A 22,445-nucleotide genomic window follows, 5' to 3' on the forward strand; every position below is an offset into this window, starting at 1 on the left:
GGTGACACGGCGCGAGAGCCGCGGGAACGCGCGCGGCGGCGAACAGGGCGGGCGACACGGCACGCCGGGCGGGCCGGACGAGCCGGGCCGGCAGGAGCAGAGGGGCTGGCAGGGCGAGCAGCACCGGCAGGACGGCGGCGAGGAGGCGGAGGCGCTCTTCGAGGCGTTCTACCCCCGGCTGGCGGGCTGGTGCCGCGGCCTGGTCGACAGCGACGCCACCGCCCACGACATCGCCGCCGAGGCGTTCACCCGCCTGTGGTCCCGCTGGAGCAGCGTGGACAACCAGGAGGCGTACCTCTTCGGCGTCGCCGCGAACCTCGTGAAGAAGCACTGGCGCACCCGGGAGCGGGAGCGCCGCGCCACCCAGCGCCTGCGCGCCTCCGCCGACACCCGCCACGCCCCCGCCGCCGACCAGGGCTACGCGGTGCGCAGCCTCGTCGAGTCGTTGCCGGAGCGGCTGCGGGTACCCGTCCTTCTCTACTACTACGCCGGCCTGTCGGTCAGCGAGATAGCCGTCACGTTGCGCCGGCGACCCGGCACGGTCAAGAGCGACCTCCATCAGGCCCGCGAACGCCTGCGGACAGCGCTGAGAGGACTCCATGAAATCACCCACTGATCCCCCCGACCGGCACGAACCCCCCGACGAGTGGAGCCGACCGGGCGAGCCCGGCGAGCTCACCGACGCCTTCCGCGCGGACCCCGACCTCCGCCTCGACCCGCCCCCCGGCACCTACGCCGCCGTGCGCCGCCGCGCGGCCGGCCGACGGCGTCGCCGCACGGCGGCGGTGACGGCGGCCGTCGCCGCCTGCGTCCTCGGCGGCACGGCCCTGGCCGTGGCGACGCTCCCTGGCCGGGACGGCTCGGCCGGCGACACGCCCCCGGCCGCCGCGCCGCCGGCCCCGGGCCACGAGCCGACCTCCGACGCCCCGCCCGGCGAGCAGGACCGCTCGCCCGACGGCACCGACGGCACCGGCGGCAGCGACGGCGAGACGGTGGAGGCCACGCCGGCCGAGCCGACGGCCACCACGCCGCCCGCGGAGGAGACCGGCACGCCGAGCTGCACGACGCCGCAGCTCTCCCTCGCCGCGGGCCCGGCCAACTCCGGCGCCGGCTCCCTCTACCTCACCCTGGAGTTCACCAACACCGGGGAGGACAGCTGCGCCCTGCTCGGGTACCCCGGCGTCTCCCTCGTGACGGCCGCGCCGGAGGACGGGGACGAGGCGGGCGACACGCAGATCGGCTCGGCCGCGACGCGCGGCGAGGAACGCGGCGAGGCCACGCTCCTCGAACTGGCCCCGGACGCCACGGCCACGGCCGACCTGCGCATCGCCCGCGCCGAGAACTACGACGACGCGACGTGCGAGCCGGTCCCGGCCGAGGGATTCCTCGTGTACCCGCCGAACGAGCGCGCCTCCCTCTTCCTCCCCTACGACAACCTCACGGGCTGCGCGGCACCCGAGGTCGAACTCCTCGCCGTGACCGTGGTCTACGAGTAGCGGCGGAGGGCTGCCTCAGCGCCCGGGGACGCGGTTCACCTCGGGACGACGCGGTCGCACCGCCCGCGCGAGGCCGTGACCAGCTCCGCGTTGGGCGCGTCGTTGGAGTCCACCCACGCGCGGGCGGCGGCGTGGTCGCGGCCGTTGCCCACGTGGCGCTCCATCAGGCGGGCGTCGCGCACCGCGTCGGGGGCGTCGACGTACCACAGCTGTGCCATCCGGGCGCGCGCCTCGCGCCAGCCGGGCAGGTCACAGGCGAGGTAGTTCCCCTCCGTGACGATCAGTCGGGCCTCGGGCGGGACCCGGTGGCGGGCGGCGACCGGCTCGTCGAGCGTCCGGTCGAAGTCCGGCACGTACACCTCGCGGTGTGCCTCTCCTTCGAGCAGGCGCCGCAGCAGCGCCTCGTAGCCCCAGACGTCGAACGACGGCTCCGAACCCTTGCGGGAGCGCAGGCCGAGCCGGTCGAGCTGCGCGTTGGAGAGGTGGAAGCCGTCCAGGGGCACGTAGGCCGCGAGCGCGCCGAGCTCCGCGCACAGCCCGCGCGCCAGCGTGGACTTGCCCGCGCCGGGCGGGCCGGCCAGGCCCAGGACGACGCGCCCGCGTCCGGGGCCGGCGTCGGCGGCCAGCAGCCGCCGCGCGTCGTCGGCCAGTGCGGCCAACCCGGCCAGGGGCGCCCGTTCCATGCCCGCACCCTAACGGGCGACGCGCGGGCGAGGCACGGGCCCGGAGAGGCGGGTGCGCGGGGCGGCCGGCCGTGGCGGGGCTACGGTGCGGGACATGCGACTCCCCGAGGCCGTGGCCCGCGACCGCTTCGCCACGGCGCGCGTGATGCGGCTCGCGACCGCCGACGCCGACGGCCGACCCCACCTGGTGCCGGCGGTCTTCGCCGTCCGGGACGGCCTGCTGGTCACCGCCGTGGACGCCAAGCCCAAGCGGCACCAGCGGCTGCGGCGGCTCGCCAACATCGCCGCGCGGCCGGCCGTCAGCGCCCTGGTCGACGTGTACCGCGACGACGACTGGAGGCGGCTGTGGTGGGTGCGGGCCGACGGTCTGGCCCGCGTGCTCGACGGCGGGTCGGAGCGGGCGGCCGAGGCCGTCGCCCGGCTGGTGGAGAAGTACCCGCAGTACCGTCACGAGCCGCCGCGCGGGCCGGTCGTCGAGATCACCGTGACCCGGTGGTCGGGCTGGGCGGCGGACGGCTGAGGTCGCCGAGCGGGCCGAGGAAGGAAGGAGCGGGCGGGCACGGCGCGCCCCGGCCGGCGGGCGACACGGCGATAGCGTGCCCCCATGACGAGCGACCCCACCGCTGACGCCGACCCCGCCGCCGATCCCACCGTCGCCGACGACTCCGCCGCCGACCCCGCCGCCGATCCCGGCGAGGCGCTGTCCGTCGCCGTCCTGGGCACGGGCATCATGGGCGCCGCGATGGCCCGCTCCCTGCTGCGCGCCGGGCACACCGTCCACGCCTGGAACCGCACCCGTGCCAGGGCGGAGCCGCTGGCCGCCGACGGCGCGCGGATCGCCGACACCCCGGCCGCGGCCGTCGAGGACGCCGACGTCGTCCTCACCATGCTCCACGACGGCCCGTCCGTGGCCGAGGTGATGCGGCAGGCCGACCGGGCGGGCGCCCTGCGCCCCGGCGTCGCCTGGGTACAGTCCACGACCGTCGGCCTCGACTCCCTCGCCGAACTCGCCGCCCTGGCGCGCGAACGGCGGCTGCCGTTCTTCGACGCGCCCGTGCTCGGGACCCGTCAGCCCGCCGAGGCGGGCCAGCTGACGGTCCTGGCCGCCGGCCCGAGCGGGCAGCGGCACGCCGTCGTGCCCGTGCTCGACGCGGTCGGCGCCAGGACGGTGTGGACCGGCGAGGACGGCGCTGCCGGCAGCGCCACCCGCCTGAAGCTCGTCGCCAACAGCTGGGTGCTCGCCGTCACCCACGGCGCCGCCGAGGCACTCGCCCTCGCCGAGGGCCTCGGCGTCGACCCACGAGCCTTCCTCGACGTCGTCGCCGGCGGCCCGCTCGACATGGGATACCTGCGGGCCAAGGCCGAGCTGATCCTCGCCGACCGCCTCACCCCGGCCAGCTTCGCCGTCGCCACCGCCGAGAAGGACGCCCGCCTCATCGTCGAGGCCGGCCAACGCCACGGCGTCCGCCTCGACGTCGCCGCCGCGGGCGCGGACCGCTTCCACCGCGCCGCCGCCCAGGGGTACGCGGACGCCGACATGGCCGCCTCCTACCACGCCAGCTTCGAGGGAGGCGTCGACGGAGGCGTCGACGGAAGGAGAGACAACGCTTGAGTCTCCACCCGCTGGAGGGCGGAGGGTGACGCTGTGAGCGACCCCACCGAGCTGCTGACCATCGGCCAGCTCGCCCGCCGCACGGGGCTGTCGGTGCGCACGATCCGCTTCTGGTCCGACAGCGGCGTCGTCGCGCCGACCAGCCGTTCGGCCGGCGGCTACCGGCTCTACGACGCCGGCGCCGTCGCCCGTCTCGACCTGGTCCGCACCCTGCGCGAGCTGGGCCTCGACCTGGACACCGTGCGCCGGGTGCTGGCCCGGCAGGTCACGGTGCGCGACGTGGCCGAGGCACACGTCCGCGCGCTGGACGCGGAGATCCGCACCCTCCAGGTGCGGCGCGCGGTGGTGCGACGGGTCGCCCGGCACGGCGGTACGACCGAGGAGATGAGACTCATGCACGAACTCGCACGGATGTCGGCGCGGGAGCGGCGGCGGGTGATCGAGGACTTCGTCCACGCGACCTTCGACGGGGTCGACCCCGACGCCCCCGGCGCCCACATCGCCCAGGCCATGCGCACCCTCCCCGCGGAGCTGCCCGCCGACCGCACGCCCGAGCAGGTGGACGCGTGGGTCGAACTGGCGGAGCTGGTCAACGACGAGGCGTTCCGGGCACGGGCCCGCGCGATGGCGGTGGCCGGCGCGCGCGTCGACCGGGAGCCGGGGGAGCCGGGGGAGCCGGGGGAGCCCGAGGGGTCGCGGGCGGCGGCGGCCGTCGACCCGGAACGGGTCGCGGAGCACGCCCGGGGAGCGGTGCGCGACGGCGTCGACCCCGGGTCGCCCGAGGGCCGGCGCGTCCTGGCGCGGATCGTCGACCCGGGCCTGACGGCGGCCGAACGCGCCCGACTGGCCGACACCCTGGCCACCTTCACCGACCGGCGGGTCGAGCGGTACTGGCAGCTGCTGGGCGTCCTCAACGGCTGGCCACCGGTGCCGTCCCAGGTCCCGGCGTTCGAGTGGCTGATCGCCGCGCTGCGCGCGTCCGCCACGCCCTGAACGGGGGCCCGACGCGGGCGGCGCGGGTCACGGGCGGCGGGCCGCGAAGACCGCCGCCACCTCGGCGGCGACGTCCTCCACCGTGCGGCCGTCGGTCGCCACGCGCACCGCGTCGATGCCGGCACGCTCCCAGGCCCGCGCCTCGTGCGCCGCCGCCTCGGCGCGGCGGAGCAGCTCGCCTCGGGGCAGGCCCTTCAGCGCGTCGCCCGGCAGCCGCGGCCCCTCGCCCCTGCCGCGCGCCAGGATCCGCTCCGCAAGGACGTCGGGCCCCGCGTGCAGCCTGACCAGCGTGAGGCGTCCCTCCGGCACGGCCGCGGCGTGGGCGCGGACGGTCTCCGCGTCGGCGACGTCGCCGCACAGGACCAGGCGACGCGCTCCCGCCGCGCGGTAGGTGGGCCACACGGCGGCGAGGCCCCGCGCCCGCAGGCGGTGGCCGAAGGCGTCGTCGGCGGGTGCCGGGCGGCGGAAGCCGAGCTGCGCGAGGTCGACGTAGGCCGTGGTGACGCCGGAGGCGAGGAGCCGGGCGTAGACGGCCCAGGCGACCTCGGACTTGCCCACGCCCGGCGGGCCGCAGACCCAGAGCACGGGGACGGCGGGCGGGCGCGACGGCCCGGGGGTGGCGCCCGCCTCGCCCGCCCGTGGCTCCGGGACCGGGACCGGGGCCGCGTTCGGGACCGGGGCCGTCTCCGTGGCCGAAGCCGGAGCCGGCCCCGGCCAGGAACCCGGCGGCCGGCCGCCGCCGCCCGCCGCTTCGCGCACCCGTCGCGCCACCTCGGCCACCGACAGGCCCGTCGCGTCGACGGTGAGGTCCGCGATGTCGCTCGCGTCCAGCGCGGCGGCGCCCGCCGCGTTCTCCTCCCACAGCTCGGGCCGCCACCCCCGCCCGAGGAAGCGCGCCCGCAGCTCGTCGAGCCCGACGCGCAGCCGGCAGAGCGTGAGCGCCGCGTCCGGCACCGCCTCGGCGTAGGCGCGGACCTCCTCAACGCGTTGGACGCCGCCGGACAGGACCAGGCAGCGGGCGCCGGCCGCGCGGAGGGTGCGGGCCATGGCGCCGAGGTTGCGGGCCTTCACGCGGTGGTTCTGCGGGTCGTCGGCCGGCGCGGGGTAGCACAGGCCGAGCTGGTCGGCGTCGAGGTACCCGGCGACGGTGCCCGAACGGCTGAGCTGGGTGAAGATCTCCCACCCGACGGTGGTCTTGCCGACGCCGGAGGGACCGCAGAGCCACAGCAGGGGCCATCTGTCACGCACGCCGCCGAGGCTAGGGCGCGAAGACCCCCGCGAACGAGCGGTTTTCCCGGCACGGCCGCAGGGAGGAGGACGGCGAGCGGTGGTCTACGCGTCCGCCGACCGGCCCGGCGCGCCGCCCGTGCGGTCGTCCCCGCCGCCGTCCGTGCCAACGTCCGGCCGGGGCCGGTGCGCCAGGACGTACGCCTGCTGGCCCTGGCCCACGGACCGCTCCCACGCGTCGGGCTCGCGGAGCATGCGCGCCTCCACCACGAACCCGGCCGCGCGCAGGGCCTCCTCGACCCGCTCGGGCGGCGTCCAGTAGACGTCGAGCGACAGCGGGTGCCCGTACGCCTCACTCAGGTGGCGGTGCCGGTCGCCGGCCTTGGACGCCAGCAGCAGGCTGCCGCCGGGCGCCAGCACCCGGGCGAACTCGGCGAACACGCCGGGCAGCCGCTCCGGCGGCGTGTGGACGGTCGCGTACCAGGCGACGACGCCGCCGAGAGCGCCGTCCGCCACGTCCAGCTCGCCCATCGAGCCGACCTCGAACCGCAGCCCGGGGTGGCGGCGGCGCGCGACCTCGACCATCCCGGGGGAGAGGTCCACGCCGGAGACCTCCAGCCCGAGGGACCGCAGGTGTCCCGTGATCCGCCCGGTCCCGCACCCGACCTCGACCACGGGCAGCCGGCGCTCCGCGCCCCGCACGACCTCGGCGAAGGCCGCGAGCATGGCCCGTTCCAGGGGCCTGCCGGAGAGATCGTCGCGCAGCAGGCGGTCGTAGTCGACGGCCACGGTGTCGTAGGCCGTCCGCGTCGCGCGCAGCCGCGCGGCCGGTTCGTGTGTGGCCGGCTCGTCCTCGGCCGACGGGTGTCCGGCGGGTTCGGTCATGGCCGAGGAAGCTAGCGCACCGCGCTGACGCGCCAGGGGCCAGGCTCGCGGAAGGGCGAGGTGGTGCGCGAGGTGACCGGCGGAGGCCGCATCCGGTACGCGGTCTCAGAGGAGACGCGCACGGTCGGGGTCACGCGGGCCGGCACGGGGCACCCCAAGCGGACGGAAGGATGATCCCTTCTGGCGGTTGTTGGGCAGGAGTGGCTGTGTGCGATCTCTTGACGTGGCCACGCCGGCTTTCTATCGTCGTGATCAAGACCGTCCTTGAATCGTTTCACGAAACTTTTCGTGGAGGCTCATGTCCGACGTCCCGCGCACCCCCCTCCTCCGGCTCGCCGCGGTCTCCAAGTCCTTCGGGGCGGTCGCCGCCGTCGCCGACGTGTCGTTCGCGCTCCACGGCGGCGAGGCGCACGCCCTCGTCGGGGAGAACGGCGCCGGCAAGTCCACCCTCGTCAAGCTGCTGGCCGGCGTCCACCAACCCGACACCGGCGGCCTGGAGATCGACGGCCGCCCCCTGCGGCTCGCGGGCCCCGCCGACGCGCGGGCGGCCGGGATCGCCGTCATCTACCAGGAGCCGACGCTCTTCCCCGACCTGTCCGTCGCCGAGAACATCTTCATGGGCCGGCAGCCCACCCGCGGCCTGCGGCGCATCGACCGCGCCGCGCTGCACGAGGCCGCGGCCGGGCTCTTCACCCGCCTCGGCGTCGCCCTCGACCCGCGTCGCCCCGCCCGCGGCCTGTCCATCGCCGACCAGCAGCTCGTCGAGATCGCCAAGGCGCTCTCCGTCGAGGCCCGCGTGCTGGTGATGGACGAGCCGACGGCCGCCCTCTCCGGCCACGAGGTGACCCGGCTGTTCGCCGTCGTCCGCGCGCTGCGCGCGCAGGGCGCGGCGATCCTGTTCGTCTCCCACCGCTTCGACGAGGTCTTCGACCTCTGCCAACGGATCACCGTGCTGCGCGACGGCCGGTGGGTCTCCACCGACCCGGCCGCCGCGCTCGACGTCGACACCCTGGTGCGGCGCATGGTCGGCCGCGAGGTCGACACCCTCTACGCGCGCCCGGAGCAGCCCCCCGGCGGGTCGGCGCGGGCGGAGCCGGTGCTGGAGGTCGAGGGCCTCGGCCGGGCCGGGGACTTCGAGGACGTCGGCTTCACGGTCCACGCCGGGGAGATCGTGGCCCTGGCCGGGCTCGTCGGCGCCGGCCGCAGCGAGGTCGTCCGCTCCCTCTTCGGCGTCGACCGCTACGACACGGGCGTGGTGCGCGTCGCGGGCCGGCGGCTCCGGCCGGGATCGCCGGCCGCCGCCATGGCCGCGGGGCTGGCCCTGGTGCCGGAGGACCGGCGCCAGCAGGGCCTGGTGATGGAGATGTCCGTCGAGCGCAACGCCACGCTCACCCGGTTGCGTTCCCTCACCCGCCTCGGCCTGCTCTCCGGCCGCCGCGAGCGCGGCACGGCCCGCGCGTGGGCCGAGCGGCTCCAGGTCCGCTACGGGCGGCTGGGCGACGCCGTCGCCACGCTCTCCGGCGGCAACCAGCAGAAGGTCGTGCTCGCCAAGTGGCTGGCCACCTCGCCGCGCGTGCTGGTCGTCGACGAGCCGACGCGCGGCATCGACGTCGGCACGAAGGCCGAGGTCCACCGCATCATGACGCGCCTGGCGGGTGAGGGGATGGCCGTCCTCATGGTCTCCTCCGACCTGCCCGAGGTGCTGGGCATGGCCGACCGCGTCCTGGTGATGCACGAGGGCCGGCTGACGGCGGAACTGCCGCGGGGACAGGCCACCGAGGAGTCGGTGATGTTCGCGGCGACGGGACAGCGGGCGGCGCGGGCCACGGAGCACGGCACGGACCCCGCGCCTGGCCCGGACCCGGGCCAGGGCCAGGACGCGGACCCGGACGCGGATCCAGGCCAGGGACCGGACACGGGGGAGGCGGGCGCATGAGCGGACCACGTGGCATGAGGACGGCGCGGCGCGCGTCGTGGGGCCCCAGGGAGCACAGCCCTCCCGCCGACGGCGGCGCGACCCGCCTGGCACGGCTGTGGCGGGTGCGCGAGCTCGGCATCCTCCTCGCCCTCGCCCTGCTCGTCGCCTTCACCGCCGCCGACAACTCCCGCTTCCTGTCCGAGCAGAGCATCCGCGACCTGCTGCTGGGCGCCGCCATCCTCGTCGTCCTGGCCGTCGGTCAGACCGTCGTCATCGTCACCCGCAACATCGACCTCTCCGTCGGCTCCGTCCTCGGCCTCGCGGCGTTCGCCACCGGCAAGCTCTTCCTCGCCGCGCCCGACACGCCCATCCCCGTCGCGCTGCTGGCCGGCGTCGCCCTCGGCGCCGCCTGCGGCGCCGTCAACGGCGCCCTGATCGCCGCCGCCCGCGTGCCGGCCCTGGTCATCACCCTCGGGACGCTCTACGTCTTCCGCGGCGTCGACCACTCGTGGGCCTCGGGGCAGCAGATCAACGCCGCCGACATGCCGGGCGCCTTCCTCGACCTCGGCACGGCCCGCGTCCTCGGCATCGCCTGGCTGCCGTGGCTGGCGGTCATCGCCGCCGCCGTGCTGCTCGTCGTCGGCTTCTACCTGCGCTCCTACCGCGGCGGCCGGGAGCTGTACGCGATCGGGTCCGAGCCGGCCGCCGCCCGGCTCACGGGCATCCCGGTGGGGCGACGGGTCTTCTTCGCGTTCGTCCTCAGCGGCGCCTGCGCCGGGCTGGCCGGGGTGCTGCACGCGGCGCGCTTCGGCACCGTCGACGCCACGGTCGGCTCCGGCATGGAGCTCCAGGTGGTCGCCGCCGCCGTGGTGGGCGGGGTCGCGATCTTCGGCGGCAGCGGCACCGTCTACGGCGCGGCCCTCGGCGCGCTGCTGCTGACGACGATCGACAGCTCGCTGGCCGTGCTGCGGGTCGACCCGTTCTGGCAGCAGGCCGTGGTGGGCGCGCTGATCCTGGCCGCCATCGGCCTCGACCGGGCGCTCGCCGCCCGCGTCGCCGCCCGCCTGAGACAGGCCAGGGCACAGCAGATCCGCGCGGCGCGACCCGCGCGGGACGCGCCGGCGGCGCGTCGGGACCCAACGGGAGGGGGCGCGTCTCGTGGCGCATGACACCCTGTACGCCGAGCCGAGCGACGGCGGCCGGGCCGGCGCGGGCGGCGGTGGCCGCCCGGCGGGCCCCGGCTGGCTGGCCGCCGTGCTGCGCTGGGACACCGTGGTGCTGCTGGCCCTGGTGGCGGTGGCGCTGGTCGCCGCCGGCGGCGTGGACGGCTTCGGCACCAGCCAGAACATCCGTTTCCTGCTGCTGGACGCCGTCGCCATCGCGCTGATCGCGCTCCCCATGACGCTGATCGTCGTCACCGGCGAGATCGACCTCTCGGTGGCCAGCACCCTCGGCCTGTGCAGCGCCGTCATGGGCCAGCTGTGGGTGCAGGGGCTCGCGTTGGAGCTGATCGTGCCGCTGGCGATCGGCCTCGGCGCGCTGCTCGGCGCCGTCAACGGCGTCTTCGTCACCGCCTTCGGGCTCCCCTCCCTCGCGGTGACGATCGGCACCCTGGCGGCCTACCGGGGCCTGGCGTTCGTCGTGCTCGGCGACGACGCCGTCGCCGACTTCCCCTTCGACTGGACCGACGCCGCCAGCTCCACGGTCGGCGGCGGGGCGCTGCCGTGGGCGATGCTGCTCACCCTCCTCCTGGCGGTGGCGTTCGGCGTCGTGCTGCACCGCACGCCGTTCGGCCGCTCGCTGTACGCCATGGGGAACAACGCGGAGGCCGCCGCCTTCTCCGGGATCGCCGTGGCGCGGCGGAAGTTCTGGCTCTTCGTCGCCTCGGGGGCCGTCGCGGGCCTGGCCGGGGTGTACTGGACGCTGCGCTACGCCAGCGCCCGCGCCGACAACGGCGAGGGCCTGGAGCTGGCCGTGGTCGCGGCCGTGCTCCTGGGCGGCGTGTCGATCTTCGGCGGCCGGGGCGCGCTGCCCGGCGTCCTCGCCGCGGTGCTGCTGCTCGCCACGCTCCGCAACGCGCTCCAGCTGGCCGACGTGCGGGCCGAGACCCTCGACATCGTGACCGGCTCGCTGCTGATCGCTTCCGTCGTCGTGCCCAACGCCGTCACCCTCACCCGCGCCCGGCTCCGTCGACGACGGCAGCGCGCCGTGCCGCCGGCCCCCGCTCCGCAGGTCCCGAAGGCCCAGAAGCAGAAGGAGTAACACGATGTCAACGATGTCAAGGGCGTCAGCGTCGACTCGGTCACCCCGCGCCCGCGCCCGCGCGCGAGGCCGCCGCCTGCTGCGGCACGGCATGCTCGCCGCCGCGCTGCTGTCCGTCGTGGCGACGACCGCCTGCGGCGGCACCACCCGGGACGAGAACGGCGACGACGGCGGCGGGAACGGCGGCGGCTCGGGGAACTCCGACGCCACCGCCGACCCCGACGCGCCGATCGAGGAGGGGCTGGAGGTCACCTTCATCCCCAAGCAGGTCAACAACCCCTACTTCACGGTCGCCCACACCGGCGCGCAGGAGGCCGTCGACCAGTTCGCCGGCAGCTTCAACGAGGCCGGCCCCTCGGAGGCGTCGGCATCCTCCCAGGTCAGCTACATCAACACGGTCACCCAGCAGCAGGCCGACGTCATCGCCATCGCCGCCAACGACCCCAACGCGGTCTGCGGCGCGCTCGGCACCGCCCGCCAGGCGGACATCGCCGTCGTCTCCTTCGACTCCGACACCGACCCCGACTGCCGCGACCTCTTCGTCAACCAGGCCACCGCCCAGGGCATCGCGGAGATCCAGATCCAGCTGATCGCCGAGCAGATCGGCGGCGAGGGCGAGATCGCGATCCTCTCCGCGACGCCGAACGCCACCAACCAGAACGCGTGGATCGAGCTGATGGAGGAGGAGCTGGCCAAGCCGGAGTACGAGGGCATCACCCTCGTCGACGTGGTGTACGGCAACGACGAGGACCAGAAGTCGTTCCAGGAGACGCAGGGCCTGCTGCGCTCCCACCCCGACCTCGACGGCATCATCTCCCCGACGACGGTCGGCGTGGCCGCCGCCGCGCGGTACCTGTCGGACTCGGAGTTCAAGGGAGAGGTGGCGCTGACGGGCCTCGGCACGCCCAACCAGATGCGGCAGTTCGTGAAGGACGGCACCGTCGAGGCGTTCGCCCTGTGGAACCCCGCGGAGCTCGGGTACCTCGCGGCCTACGCGGGCGCGGCGCTGGCGTCGGGGCAGATCACGGGCGCGGAGGGCGAGACGTTCACCGCCGGGGACCTCGGCGAGTACACGGTCGGCGCGGGCGGCGAGATCGTGCTCGGGCCGCCGACGGTCTTCGACGCGGAGAACATCGACGACTTCGACTTCTAGCCGGCCACGGCGCGGGACCGCCGTGCCGACACCGCCGCGCCGACGCGCCGCCGCGTCAACGGGGCTGCGGTGGCGCGTCCGGCGACCACAGCAGGAGAAGCATTCGCTTGATGGTGTCGTCCATCGCCGCGCGGGCCGCCGTGAGGGGCCCGCGCGGGTCGGCCAGCTCCGGGTCGCGGATCAGCGCGTCCCGCACGGCCCGGCTGTAGGCGGCGTTCAGCGCCGTGCCGACGTTGATCTTCGCCATGCCGCCCGCCACGGCCCGCGCCAGCTCGGGCTCCGGCACGCCGCTGGAGCCGTGCAGCACCAGGGGCGTGCCCGGCAGCGCCGCCGCGAGTCGGCCGATCAGCCCGTGGTCGAGGCGGGCGCCGGGCCGCGTCATGCCGTGCGAGCTGCCGACCGCCACCGCGAGCGCGTCCACGCCGGTCGCGGCGACGAACGCCCGCGCCTGCTCCGGGTCGGTGCGGGCGCCGGCGGCGTGCACCCCGTCCTTGCCGCCGACCTCGCCGAGTTCGGCCTCCACCCACAGCCCGCGCCGGTGCGCCCAGGCCGCCGCCGCGCGCGTCGCGGCGAGGTTCGCCTCGTGGGGGAGGGCCGAGGCGTCGAACATCACCGAGCCGAAGCCGCGGTCGGGAGCCTCGTGCAGCAGCGCCTCCTGCGTGACGTGGTCGAGGTGGAGCGCCACGGGCACGGTGGCCGCCTCGGCGAGCGCGGCCGTGCCGCGCGCCAGCGGCGCCAGGGCCCGGCCGTGGAAGCGCACCGTGTTCTCGCTGATCTGGCAGATCACCGGGGTGCCGGCGGCCTCCGCGCCCGCGACGATCGCCTCGGCGTGCTCCAGCGTGACGACGTTGAACGCGCCGACGCCGCGACCGGCGGCCCGGGCCTCGGCCACCAGCTCCCCGGTCCCGCTCAGCATCCGGCCACCGCCTCGCGGGCCTCCCGCCGCCCGGACGCCAGGCGCACCGCGAGCAGCCCCGCGCCGTGCAGCGCCGCCAACTCGCCGAACGCGGCCCGCGCGAGCGGCGGCGCCGCGCGGAACGGCAGCCGCGCCGCGAGCCGTTCGGCGAGCGGCACCACGAGCGCGTCGCCGGCCTCGGCCAGGCCGCCGCCCAGCACGATCCGCGCGGGGTCCAGCAGCAGCGTCGCACCCGCCAGCGCCTCGGCGAGCGCGTCCAGCGCCGTCTCCCAGGCCCTCCCCGCCCGCGCGTCGCCGGCCGCGGCGCGCGCGATCACCTCGGGCGCCGGCGCGCCGCCGAGCCGCGCCAGGGCGGAGGCCGAGGCGTACGCCTCCAGGCAGCCGCGCCGCCCGCAGCGACAACGCCGCCCTCCGGGGCGCACCGCGACGTGCCCCAACTCGCCGCTGTCGCCGCCGTGTCCCGGGTAGGGGCGGCCGCCGAGGACGAGCGCGGCGGCGATGCCGGTGCCGATCGGGACGAACAGGAAGTCGCCGCCGCCCCGGCCCGCGCCCCGGGTCGCCTCCGCGAGCGCCCCGGCGCGCACGTCGTTGTCGAGCGCGACGGGCAGCCCGCGAAGCCGCCGCCGCGCCAGGGCGCGCAGCGGGAGGTCGCGGAAGCCGAGGTTGGCGGAGAAGACGGCGGTACCCGAGGCCGCGTCGACCAGGCCGGGAACGGCGAGCCCGAGGGCCGCCGCCCCGGGCGCCCGTTCGGCCAGCTCGGCGGCGAGGTCCAGCACCGTCGCGACCACCGCCTCGGGTCCGCGCGCCGCGCCGGTCGGCACGCGGCGCGGCTCCCGCACGGTGCCGTCCTCCCGCAGCACCGCGCCCTTGGTGACGGTTCCGCCGACGTCCAACGCGATCACGGTCACAGCCACGGCACCTGCCCCCAGACGAGCGATGGTCAGACAATCATGAACATGGCACGCGACGATGAACAGACCCTGCCCCACGCCCAGACCAGGACCGACGTCGAGATCGCCAGCCAGCCCGCCTGCTGGCGCCGCGCCCTGGAACTGGCGCGCGACATCCGGGCGGCGGGGGAGGCGGGCGCCGCCGCGGCCCTGCCCCGGCCGGGCGAGCGGGTCGCGGTGGTGGGCTGCGGCACCTCGTGGTTCATGGCCCAGTCCTACGCCGCCCTCCGCGAGGCGGCCGGCCAGGGCGAGACCGACGCGTTCGCGGCCTCCGAGGCCCCGACCGGCCGGGCCTACGACCGGCTGCTCGCGCTCACCCGCTCCGGCACCACCACCGAGGTCCTGCGCCTGCTCGCCCGCCGCCCGCGCGGGCTGCCCGCCACCGTCGTCACCGCCGTGCCCGACAGCCCGGTGGTGGCGGCGGCCGACGCCGCCGTCGTCCTCGACTTCGCCGACGAGACGTCCGTCGTCCAGACCCGGTTCGCCACCACCCAGCTCCTGCTGCTGCGTGCCCTGCTCGGCGAGGACGTCGACCACCTGCCACAGCAGGCCGAGGCGGCGCTCGCCGCGCCGGTGCCGGCCGCCGCGCTGGCCGCCGAGCAGATCACGTTCCTCGGGCGGGGCTGGGGCTTCGGCGTCGCGCAGGAGGCGGCGCTCAAGCTCCGGGAGGCGGCGGGCGCCTGGGCCGAGGCGTATCCGGCGATGGAGTACCGGCACGGGCCGATCAGCGTCACGGGGCCCGGCCGGGCGGTGTGGTGGTTCGGGGAGCCGGAGGCGCTGCCCTCCGGACTGGCGGACCAGATCGCCGCGACGGGCGGCACCCTGCTCGCCCCCGGCCGCGACCCGCTGGCCGACCTGCTCCTCGCCCACCGCCTCGCCACCGCCCTGGCCACCACCCGCGGCCTCGACCCCGACCGGCCCCGCCACCTGACCCGTTCGGTGGTCCTCGACGGGTCCTGACGCCCTCCCTGACCGGATGCCCTCCGCGACGCCGTTCTCTGGATCCGCTCGACCGTCGCTGGGCAGGGGCCCGCTGCCCACCCGTCCGGTGCTCGACCGTGAGCCTCTTCAACGCGAGGAACGCCGATACCTGCGCCTGCGTGCGGCGAGGAGACACCACACGGGCGGTCCCCTCGCCTTCTCCACCTGGTCACGGCCTTCCTCATCGTTCTTCGAGACTCGGAGTGAGGACGCGTGGACGGGAGGCAACCGGGAGGCTAACGTGTGCATGTGGCATGGGGAGAGTGTCATCCATCTCTGGTGGGGGAGAATTGGTTTCTGCGTCTGAGGAGTCGCGGAACAGCGACAGGCTCGTCATACGGTTACTCGGGCCGTTGACTGTTTCCCTGGCGGGTCGGCAGATGAACATCACCGCGCCAAGGCTTCAGGCTGTTCTTGGCTCCCTACTCATACGGGCAAACGAAGTAGTCACGGTCGATCAGCTGGTGGACAGCGTGTGGGAGCACGACATACCAGCCGATCCCACGAATCAGATAGCGGTCTGTGTCTCGGTTCTCAGGCGGAAGTTGCGGCAACTGGGAGCGGGGGAGAACATCATCGTCACCCAGTCGCCCGGATATCGATTTGACGCCGGTGAGGTGTTCCTCGACACGGCAATGGCGCTGAGGCAACGTTCGGCGGCAGAGAAGCATATTGCTTCCGGAAATCTGGAGCCCGCGCTCGCCTGCCTCAAGCAGGCACTCTCGCTTTGGCGTGGGTCACTTCTCTCCGGAACTGACCGCCGTGCCTGGCTGGCGGAGAGACATCGTTGGGAGGAGGAGTACATCAGCCTCCGAGTCTTGTGCTCGGAGGTCCAGCTCAGTCTCGAACTCCATTCAGATGTGATTGCTGAACTCTCGGCGTTCATCCGGCGGTACCCGCTGTTGGAGCAGCCCCGAGCTGTTCTGATGACCGCACTTTCTCGTACCGGCCGGCAGGCGGACGCACTCCAGGTGTACCGCGACACCCATGCCCTCTTGAGGGAGGAGTTGGGGGTGAGGCCGGGCAGCGAGTTGCGGCGCCTGCACGAACAGATCCTGAAAGGGGCTGTACCATCTCCTCCGGTCGGCTCTCCTCCGCGTAGCAGGTCTTCCGCTGACCGGCAAGGGCGGGTCCCTGTCGACCCTCGTGGTCAGGAACCCGCTTTGACAGGGACACCCGCGCGATCCTCCAAAGGTCCGTGTCTGCTTCCCGGTGACATCGCCGACTTCACAGGCCGAGAGGAAGAAACGGACAGCATCCGGTCCGCGCTCGTTCCCACCCCCGCCTCCGTTCCGGTGGCTCTGCTTGTTGGGCCGGGCGGCACCGGAAAGACCGCGCTTGCTGTTCATGTCGCGCACCAACTGCGTGCAGAGTTCCCCGACGGGCAGCTATACATCAACCTGCGTGGGATGGGCGCAGCTCCCGTGTCGCCGGAAGAAGCTCTCGCCCGCTTTCTGCGAGAACTCGGACTGTCCGGCCCTGTCCCCGAGACCTTGGATGAGCGCGCCGAATCGTATCGAAGCCTGCTCGCTGATCGTAACGTGCTGATCGTGCTGGACGATGCGGGCGTGCCTGGGCAGGTTCTACCGCTGCTTCCGGGTACCGGAAGTTGCGCGGTGATCGTCACCAGCCGGGCTCGGTTGACGACCATCCCCAGCGCGCGCGTACTCGAACTGGACGTGTTTCAGAAGGAACAGGCCCTGACTCTTCTCTCTCGTTTGGTGGGTCACCAACGGGTCGCCGAGGAGTCCGAGGTCGCGGACCAACTGGTTGAGTACTGTGGACGGTTACCTCTCGCCGTGCGAATCCTGGGCGCCAAGCTCATGTCCAAGCCGCACTGGAGCCTGCGGAAGGCGGCCAGTCGTCTCGCCGACGAACGCGGTCGACTGGACGAGCTGGCCCATGAGCACCTTGAGGTACGGGCAAGCCTCGGACTATCCCATCAGGGAATCAGTCCGGCTGCACGGCAGCTCTTCCGGCGGCTGGCGCTGGTTGCCGTCTCGGACTTTGCCGAATGGGTCTGCTCGCCCCTGATGGAGCTGTCGTGCGCAGAAGCCGAGGTGCTCCTGGAGGAACTGCTCGACGCGCGCCTGCTGGACATCATCAGTCCGGAGGGCACGGGCGATCCTCGGTACCGCATCCACGACCTGGTCCGCCTGTACGCATGGGAACAGGCGCTTGAGACGGAACCCACGGAAGAGAGGAAGGCGGCACTCGCCCGGCTCGGGATGACGGCCCTGGCCCTGGCGGATCGCGCACACCGCGCTGTCTGTGGCGGCGACTTCACCGTGGTACACCACTGCACCCAGCGCCCGGCGATCCCCGCCGATCTTCTCGAACGGGTCGGAGATGACCCGCTCACATGGTATGAGGCGGATCGTTCCTTCGTTTCCGCCCTGTGCCAGCTTCTGGCCGAACAGGGCAACGACGAACTCGCCTGGGACCTGGCTGCCACGAGCCGCTGTCAGTTCAGTCTTCGTTTCCACTTCGACGACTGGAGGACGACACATGACGTCGCGCTGAGGGTCGCGCGGCTCCACGGCAACGAGCGGGGAGCCGCCGCCATGCTCCTGGGACTGGGAGACCTCCATCTGACCAAGCGGGACCTGGGACGGGCCGTTCCCCTGCTGGAGGAGTCACAGAGGCTCTTTCGGAAGGTGGGCGACGACTACGGGCATGCGCTCGCGCTGCGCAAGGCAGCCTACGCCGACCGTGTTCGGGGTCGTTTCGATCAGGCGTTGACAAGGTGGCAGGAGTGTCTGCCCATACTGCGGGAAGACGAGGATGCCGAGGCCCAGGCGCAGGTACTCCGTTGGACGGGGCAGACACTACTGGAGAAGGGGAAACCGGATGAGGCCGAGGCGTTCCTGAGAAGGGCGAGGGACGTCGTACGCGGATTCCATGGCCGAAGCATCGCCCAGGTGAGGATGAGTCTGGGTGAGCTTCACCTCTCCAGACGAGAGTTGGACCGGGCGGCGGAGGAGTTCTCATGGGGACTCGAAGCCACGTCTCGCAGTGGTGACCTCAGTGGGCACTGCTACGCGTTGTGGGGACTCGGATGGATCGACCTCCTGCGCGAGCACCTGTCCGACGCCGAGGAGCGCCTGGGGCGGGCGCGGGACCTCGCACGGAGGATCCATGACCCGTTACTCGAGTCAGACGTCGTCCATGCTCTCGCCTCCGCTCGACGTATCGCCGAAGACCTTGAGGGTGCCACGGCTCTTCTGAAGGAGGGCATCGCCATGTGTCGTGATATGGATGCCGCGGCCCGCCTGCAGCGGTTCACGCACGAGTTGGCCGAGATCTCCGCAACCAGCGACTCGGGGTCGGTCGTTCGTTGACGACCTTGGTCAGGTGGGTCCCGCGTCCGCGGGCAGTTCGATCACGTACGTCGTCGTTCCTTCTCGTAGACGCAGGAGGGCGGGCACATCCGACCGTTGAGTTACCTGAATCGTCCGCTCGTCGCTCCAGCCTCGAAGGCGAAACTCTCCGTCGCCGATGTGTTCCAGGGTGCAGAAGGGGCGGCTGGCAAGGATGAGTAGGGGAGTTCCCGCAGATATCTCGATGCGCGCGGGAACGAGCATGCGTTGTCCTGAACCGTGCGTCCGTCGCACCTCGGAGTACAGGAGATGGCCCGGTCGTTCCCAGTTGGCGAACGTCTCCGGCAGATGGAATCGGCGTAGGTACTTCTCCTGGTCATGCATGGGGGTGGTGGGTCGTCGGGGAAGCACGTGTGGCCCCGTCAGAACTCCGCGCAAGGAGGCTGGGAAAAGGGAGGCGAGCGCCTCGGTGTAGTGCAGGTCGACGATCAGATGTACCAGTTCGGACTCGTCGCGGTTGACAAGCGCATACTCTCGCCAGGCCGCAGCGAACCAGAGTGCTCCCGGCGGCCAGTGGTGGTGCTCCTCGAAGAAGACGACGTGTGCGCGAGTTCCTCCGACAGCCACGGGAAGGTGCAGACGGCACATTCCCCACGGTGGGCCTACCTTGGCGGTCCGCAGCGCCACGTCCCGACTACCCGGACCGGCTGCCCAGAGTCGTGCCGCGCGGACCGGGGCGGGCAGATCTTCGAGGATCTCCCGGAAGTAGGGAAGATGCTCCAGCCATGCGGTGTCCCGAAAACCAAGCACGCTCGGGCCCCCGGAATCGGTTCGGTACGGGTCGCCGCCGATACTTCGCAACGGCAGCACGCGGCGACCACTCGCTGCGGAGAATGATCTCTTGGTGCGGACAGTGAAATCCAAGAGTTCCGACAGCATGCGATCAGCATCGTATGACCTGTCGAGTTCCACGCAGTTCGGCAGGAACCCCTGATGTGACAGTGTGGCGCGGTCTTCATGAGCCATGCGCATCACCCGAACTGGTCGATCGCGAGTTTCGCGACCATTCCCGTGACGGCCACGAGTAGAACGACCCTAACGAATCCCGATCCGCGGCTCAGAGCTGTTCTGGCGCCGAGGAAGGCTCCAGCTATGTTGCAGATGGCCATGCAGGCCCCCAGGATCCAGAGCACGTGCCCCTGCAGAGCGAAAACGCACAGCGCTCCCAGGTTCGTGCCTACGTTCACGACCTTCGCCATTGCCGAACTCTGAAGGAACTCAAGTGACAACAAACCGGTGAACGCGAGGATCAGGAAAGTTCCTGTCCCGGGGCCGAACACACCGTCGTAGAAACCGATCCCACACCCCGCGAGTGCGATGACGAGGAGCCGACGACGTCTGCTGACGGCCTTCCCGTCCTGCGCGGCACCGAATGCCGGGCGCAGTGCGACGAAGACGGCTACGGCCAGGAGCAGCGCCATTACCACCGGCTGGAACCAGGTCTTGGGTACGTGTGACGCCGACAGGGCCCCGAGGCCGGCGGCCGGCGCCGCGAGGAGCGCGGCCGGCAGCGCCACCGACGTCTGGAGCCTCGCCCGCCGAGCGTAGGTGACCGCGGCCACGGCTGTCCCCGTGATCGCCGTCAGCTTGTTCGTCCCGAGAGCCACCGCGGGGGAGAGGCTCGGGAACGCCAGGAGCAGTGTGGGGATCAGCAACAGGCCACCGCCCCCGACGACCGCGTCAACCCAGCCCGCCACCCCCGCGACCGCCATAAGCGCCATCACGCTCAGGATGTCCACGGCCACTCACCCGCCACGGCGCGCGTCGTGGCCGGGAATCGAGACGGGCCCATCAGAAGATCCCACCGATCCGGGCGAGCTCCGGAATCACGCGCCATCGCGTCATCATCAGTTCAACCCAGCGCGGCACGGCGCGCAGGGAGTAGCAGCGGCGTAACCATCGGTCCCCGCCGTCGTAGCGTGGGGTGAAGGAGGAACGGCCGTGGGCCGCGATGTGGTTGTCAACCAGCACCAGATCCCCGGGCTGAAGGACGATGTCCCTGCACACGGACTCCAGCGCCTCCGACAACGCGCGGAGCGCTTCGGTGCCTTCTGCGTCCGGAGCGGTGGTGTTGTGGGAGTTGAACCGCACGAACGGCTCCGACGCCTGCCCGAAGAGCACGGGATGGGGGCCCGCCATGGGCCTTGGCCCCGCGATGTTGCGGGAGAAGGATGTCGGGTAGGCGCTGGAGAACCGCAGGGAGCGGAGGATCTCCTGCTGTCGGCTCGTCAGCAGCACTTCCGCCTCGCGAACGGACGCGACGCGTGTGGCCGCCACCCCGTCATGGTCCTGGCGAAGGCACAACAGCCCGAGGAAGTCGGGACGCAACGGGTGGTGCACGTTCTCGGTGTGGAAGTCGAAAGCGACCGCGCCGCTGTTCTCGATGCGTCGTTCTTCCCCCTTGACCGGATGCACGTCATGGAGCAAGGCACCGTTCTTCTCGTCCTGGTAGCCCACCAGGGAGCCGAGGAGATCCGCCACCAACCTCAACGTCCCCGAGGTGGGGTGGTGGGCGAGTACCCGCGGGCTGTGTCGGTCAGGCGTTGGAGGAAGGTCACCCACGGGCAGACCTCGAACAAGGAGGAACCCCGAGTGCGAAGCGCTGTTGGCGAAGTGAACGAGCTCGTCGCGCAATGTCGCCGGGATGTCCAACAGCAGGTCCGCCAGCTCGGACGTGTCGGCTTCGGGGAGGTTGGCCGCCCGTACCGACAGTTGCCAGATCGTCGCCGCGTCGTTCTGTGATATCCGGGTTTCTCTGTCCCGTAAGGCCGTCCGTCGCATCGGTAATCCTTTCCCTGCGTGCTGCTGACGCATTGCGTCATGGCGAGCAGCAGCCTAGGGACGCCTGGTGTTCCATCGATGTCACACGCCTGTCGAGCCTGTTCTTGGCTGACAGGCCAGATCGCACGGACCAAGGCGGAAGGACGTGAGGTGGCGGGGGTGGGGATGGAGGCGGACGGCTTCGCGGGGTCGGGCGGTCCGGCCCGTGGGATCAGCTGTCGGTCGCGTTCTCGACCGTGAACGCCGCGAGCAGCCGGTCGGCGGCCAGCGTCGGCGTCAGGGTTCCGGCGCGGACCTCCTCCTCGACGCCCGGAACCAGGCGGGCCACGTCCGGGTCGTCGTGGAGCCTGGCCAGCAGGCGGTCGTGGACCATCTGCCAGGTCCACTCCACCTGCTGCTGGCGGCGCTTGGCGGTCAGGTCGCCGGCCGCGGCCAGGCCGGCGCGGTGGTGTTCCAGTCGCTCCCAGACGGCCACCAGGCCGGTGTCCTCCCGCGCGGAGCACGTCAGCACCGGCGGGCGCTGGCCCGGCGGGTGCAGCAGGCGCAGCGCGCCGGACAGCTCGCGGGCCGCCGCGCGGGCCTCCGTCTCGTGGGGGCCGTCCGCCTTGTTGACGGCGATGACGTCGGCCAGCTCCAGCACGCCCTTCTTGATGCCCTGGAGCTGGTCCCCGGTGCGGGCCAGCGTCAGCAGCAGGAAGGAGTCGACCATGCCCGCCACCGCCGTCTCCGACTGGCCGACGCCGACGGTCTCCACCAGCACGACGTCGTAGCCGGCCGCCTCGACGACGACGATCGACTCGCGCGTCGCCCGCGCCACGCCGCCGAGGGTGCCGGCGCTGGGGGAGGGGCGGACGAACGCGGCCGGGTCGGTCGCCAGGCGCGCCATGCGGGTCTTGTCGCCGAGGATCGAGCCGCCCGTGCGCGTGGAGGAGGGGTCGACGGCCAGCACCGCGACGCGGTGCCCGAGGCCCGTCAGCATCGTGCCCAGCGCGTCGACGAAGGTCGACTTGCCGACACCGGGAACGCCGCTGACGCCGACGCGCCGCGCGCCCCCCGCGTGCGGCAGCAGCGCGAGCAGCAGCCGCTGCGCCAGCTCGCGGTGGTCGGGCCTGGTGGACTCCACGAGCGTGATGGCGCGGGCCACGTGGGCGCGGGAGCCGGCCAACACGCCCGTGACGTAGGCGTCGACGTCGATGGTGCGGGGCATC

General features: G+C 73.3%; 20 protein-coding genes. 11 read left to right on the forward strand and 9 right to left on the reverse strand.

All coding sequences use genetic code 11. The features are described from left to right. Position 1: 1 nt before the first annotated feature. Together ACTWP5_RS24855 and ACTWP5_RS24860 are read left to right on the forward strand one after the other, a co-directional pair. On the forward strand, positions 2-616 hold the full coding sequence (locus tag ACTWP5_RS24855; RefSeq protein ID WP_443223325.1) for an RNA polymerase sigma factor: 615 nt from the start codon (positions 2-4) through the stop codon (positions 614-616). Then, positions 600-1,496 (forward strand): DUF4232 domain-containing protein, encoded by an 897-nt coding sequence (locus ACTWP5_RS24860; RefSeq protein ID WP_443223326.1) that lies wholly within the window; start codon positions 600-602, stop codon positions 1,494-1,496. Before ACTWP5_RS24855 ends, ACTWP5_RS24860 begins: the two co-directional genes overlap by 17 nt. 35 nt (positions 1,497-1,531) lie before the next feature. Here the strand turns inward: ACTWP5_RS24860 and ACTWP5_RS24865 are convergent, their stop codons facing one another. Then, entirely contained in the window at positions 1,532-2,179 is a 648-nt protein-coding gene (locus ACTWP5_RS24865; protein ID WP_443223327.1) for a nucleoside/nucleotide kinase family protein, read from the reverse strand. Between the two features lie 94 nt (positions 2,180-2,273). Here ACTWP5_RS24865 and ACTWP5_RS24870 point away from each other — a divergent pair, with 94 nt between their 5' ends. From ACTWP5_RS24870 to ACTWP5_RS24880, 3 genes are all read left to right on the forward strand, one after another. Then, positions 2,274-2,699, forward strand: a complete 426-nt coding sequence (locus tag ACTWP5_RS24870) for a TIGR03668 family PPOX class F420-dependent oxidoreductase (RefSeq protein WP_443223328.1) — start codon at positions 2,274-2,276, stop codon at positions 2,697-2,699. A gap of 84 nt (positions 2,700-2,783) precedes the next feature. Continuing rightward, the gene (locus ACTWP5_RS24875) at positions 2,784-3,791 is read left to right on the forward strand and encodes an NAD(P)-dependent oxidoreductase (protein ID WP_443223329.1); all 1,008 of its coding nucleotides are present in this window, start codon (positions 2,784-2,786) and stop codon (positions 3,789-3,791) included. Positions 3,792-3,824: 33 nt separating this feature from the next. Further along, on the forward strand, positions 3,825-4,784 hold the full coding sequence (locus tag ACTWP5_RS24880; protein ID WP_443223330.1) for a helix-turn-helix domain-containing protein: 960 nt from the start codon (positions 3,825-3,827) through the stop codon (positions 4,782-4,784). A 27-nt stretch (positions 4,785-4,811) separates the two neighbouring features. On the opposite strand, the gene ACTWP5_RS24885 is transcribed toward ACTWP5_RS24880, so the two are convergent. Beyond that, positions 4,812-6,032, reverse strand: coding sequence for a hypothetical protein (locus tag ACTWP5_RS24885; RefSeq protein ID WP_443223331.1), 1,221 nt, complete (start codon positions 6,030-6,032; stop codon positions 4,812-4,814). An 84-nt stretch (positions 6,033-6,116) separates the two neighbouring features. Then, positions 6,117-6,896: a class I SAM-dependent DNA methyltransferase gene (locus ACTWP5_RS24890; RefSeq protein WP_443223332.1), complete on the reverse strand. Its 780-nt coding sequence runs from the start codon at positions 6,894-6,896 to the stop codon at positions 6,117-6,119. A gap of 298 nt (positions 6,897-7,194) precedes the next feature. Here ACTWP5_RS24890 and ACTWP5_RS24895 point away from each other — a divergent pair, with 298 nt between their 5' ends. From ACTWP5_RS24895 to rhaS, 4 genes are all read left to right on the forward strand, one after another. Continuing rightward, a complete protein-coding gene (locus ACTWP5_RS24895; RefSeq protein WP_443223333.1) occupies positions 7,195-8,832 on the forward strand; it encodes a sugar ABC transporter ATP-binding protein in 1,638 nt (545 codons plus the stop codon). 14 nt (positions 8,833-8,846) lie between these two features. Further along, positions 8,847-9,983, forward strand: a complete 1,137-nt coding sequence (locus ACTWP5_RS24900) for an ABC transporter permease (RefSeq protein ID WP_443223353.1) — start codon at positions 8,847-8,849, stop codon at positions 9,981-9,983. A gap of 76 nt (positions 9,984-10,059) precedes the next feature. After that, a complete protein-coding gene (locus tag ACTWP5_RS24905) occupies positions 10,060-11,076 on the forward strand; it encodes an ABC transporter permease (protein ID WP_443223354.1) in 1,017 nt (338 codons plus the stop codon). A gap of 91 nt (positions 11,077-11,167) precedes the next feature. Next, positions 11,168-12,229, forward strand: coding sequence for a rhamnose ABC transporter substrate-binding protein (gene rhaS / locus ACTWP5_RS24910; RefSeq protein WP_443223355.1), 1,062 nt, complete (start codon positions 11,168-11,170; stop codon positions 12,227-12,229). Between the two features lie 55 nt (positions 12,230-12,284). Here rhaS and ACTWP5_RS24915 read toward each other — a convergent pair whose 3' ends face one another. Then, positions 12,285-13,145 (reverse strand): class II fructose-bisphosphate aldolase, encoded by an 861-nt coding sequence (locus tag ACTWP5_RS24915; protein WP_443223334.1) that lies wholly within the window; start codon positions 13,143-13,145, stop codon positions 12,285-12,287. Further along, positions 13,139-14,059, reverse strand: coding sequence for an ROK family protein (locus tag ACTWP5_RS24920; protein ID WP_443223335.1), 921 nt, complete (start codon positions 14,057-14,059; stop codon positions 13,139-13,141). The genes ACTWP5_RS24915 and ACTWP5_RS24920 overlap by 7 nt, the downstream gene beginning before the upstream one ends. 42 nt (positions 14,060-14,101) lie before the next feature. Between ACTWP5_RS24920 and ACTWP5_RS24925 the strand changes: the two genes are divergently transcribed. Continuing rightward, positions 14,102-15,055, forward strand: a complete 954-nt coding sequence (locus ACTWP5_RS24925) for an SIS domain-containing protein (protein WP_443223336.1) — start codon at positions 14,102-14,104, stop codon at positions 15,053-15,055. 401 nt (positions 15,056-15,456) lie between these two features. Next, the gene (locus ACTWP5_RS24930; protein WP_443223337.1) at positions 15,457-18,417 is read left to right on the forward strand and encodes an AfsR/SARP family transcriptional regulator; all 2,961 of its coding nucleotides are present in this window, start codon (positions 15,457-15,459) and stop codon (positions 18,415-18,417) included. 9 nt (positions 18,418-18,426) lie between these two features. Here ACTWP5_RS24930 and ACTWP5_RS24935 read toward each other — a convergent pair whose 3' ends face one another. The 4 genes from ACTWP5_RS24935 to meaB all read right to left on the reverse strand — a co-directional run bounded on the left by ACTWP5_RS24935 (position 18,427) and on the right by meaB (position 22,444). After that, positions 18,427-19,422: a hypothetical protein gene (locus ACTWP5_RS24935; protein ID WP_443223338.1), complete on the reverse strand. Its 996-nt coding sequence runs from the start codon at positions 19,420-19,422 to the stop codon at positions 18,427-18,429. 5 nt (positions 19,423-19,427) lie between these two features. Next, positions 19,428-20,177 (reverse strand): TSUP family transporter, encoded by a 750-nt coding sequence (locus ACTWP5_RS24940; protein WP_443223356.1) that lies wholly within the window; start codon positions 20,175-20,177, stop codon positions 19,428-19,430. A gap of 70 nt (positions 20,178-20,247) precedes the next feature. Further along, entirely contained in the window at positions 20,248-21,237 is a 990-nt protein-coding gene (locus ACTWP5_RS24945) for a TauD/TfdA family dioxygenase (RefSeq protein ID WP_443223339.1), read from the reverse strand. Between the two features lie 211 nt (positions 21,238-21,448). Beyond that, positions 21,449-22,444 carry a methylmalonyl Co-A mutase-associated GTPase MeaB gene (gene meaB, locus ACTWP5_RS24950; RefSeq protein ID WP_443223340.1) on the reverse strand — a complete coding sequence of 332 codons (996 nt, stop codon included), beginning with the start codon at positions 22,442-22,444 and terminating at the stop codon, positions 21,449-21,451. Position 22,445: the final 1 nt, after the last annotated feature.

The organism is Streptomyces sp. 4N509B, from assembly GCF_052245655.1.
GTDB lineage: Bacteria > Actinomycetota > Actinomycetes > Streptomycetales > Streptomycetaceae > Streptomyces.

What these genes read in the sequence shown, in the direction of transcription:
- ACTWP5_RS24895 (WP_443223333.1), top strand. Translation starts at nt 7,195, where the DNA reads ATGTCCGACGTCCCGCGCACCCCCCTCCTCCGGCTCGCCGCGGTCTCC.
- ACTWP5_RS24860 (WP_443223326.1), top strand. Translation starts at nt 600, where the DNA reads ATGAAATCACCCACTGATCCCCCCGACCGGCACGAACCCCCCGACGAG.
- ACTWP5_RS24890 (WP_443223332.1), bottom strand. Translation starts at nt 6,896, where the DNA reads ATGACCGAACCCGCCGGACACCCGTCGGCCGAGGACGAGCCGGCCACA.
- meaB (WP_443223340.1), bottom strand. Translation starts at nt 22,444, where the DNA reads ATGCCCCGCACCATCGACGTCGACGCCTACGTCACGGGCGTGTTGGCC.
- ACTWP5_RS24915 (WP_443223334.1), bottom strand. Translation starts at nt 13,145, where the DNA reads ATGCTGAGCGGGACCGGGGAGCTGGTGGCCGAGGCCCGGGCCGCCGGT.
- ACTWP5_RS24930 (WP_443223337.1), top strand. Translation starts at nt 15,457, where the DNA reads ATGAACATCACCGCGCCAAGGCTTCAGGCTGTTCTTGGCTCCCTACTC.
- ACTWP5_RS24925 (WP_443223336.1), top strand. Translation starts at nt 14,102, where the DNA reads ATGGCACGCGACGATGAACAGACCCTGCCCCACGCCCAGACCAGGACC.
- ACTWP5_RS24870 (WP_443223328.1), top strand. Translation starts at nt 2,274, where the DNA reads ATGCGACTCCCCGAGGCCGTGGCCCGCGACCGCTTCGCCACGGCGCGC.
- ACTWP5_RS24900 (WP_443223353.1), top strand. Translation starts at nt 8,847, where the DNA reads ATGAGGACGGCGCGGCGCGCGTCGTGGGGCCCCAGGGAGCACAGCCCT.
- ACTWP5_RS24875 (WP_443223329.1), top strand. Translation starts at nt 2,784, where the DNA reads ATGACGAGCGACCCCACCGCTGACGCCGACCCCGCCGCCGATCCCACC.
- ACTWP5_RS24945 (WP_443223339.1), bottom strand. Translation starts at nt 21,237, where the DNA reads ATGCGACGGACGGCCTTACGGGACAGAGAAACCCGGATATCACAGAAC.
- ACTWP5_RS24865 (WP_443223327.1), bottom strand. Translation starts at nt 2,179, where the DNA reads ATGGAACGGGCGCCCCTGGCCGGGTTGGCCGCACTGGCCGACGACGCG.
- ACTWP5_RS24940 (WP_443223356.1), bottom strand. Translation starts at nt 20,177, where the DNA reads ATGGCGCTTATGGCGGTCGCGGGGGTGGCGGGCTGGGTTGACGCGGTC.
- rhaS (WP_443223355.1), top strand. Translation starts at nt 11,168, where the DNA reads ATGCTCGCCGCCGCGCTGCTGTCCGTCGTGGCGACGACCGCCTGCGGC.
- ACTWP5_RS24935 (WP_443223338.1), bottom strand. Translation starts at nt 19,422, where the DNA reads ATGGCTCATGAAGACCGCGCCACACTGTCACATCAGGGGTTCCTGCCG.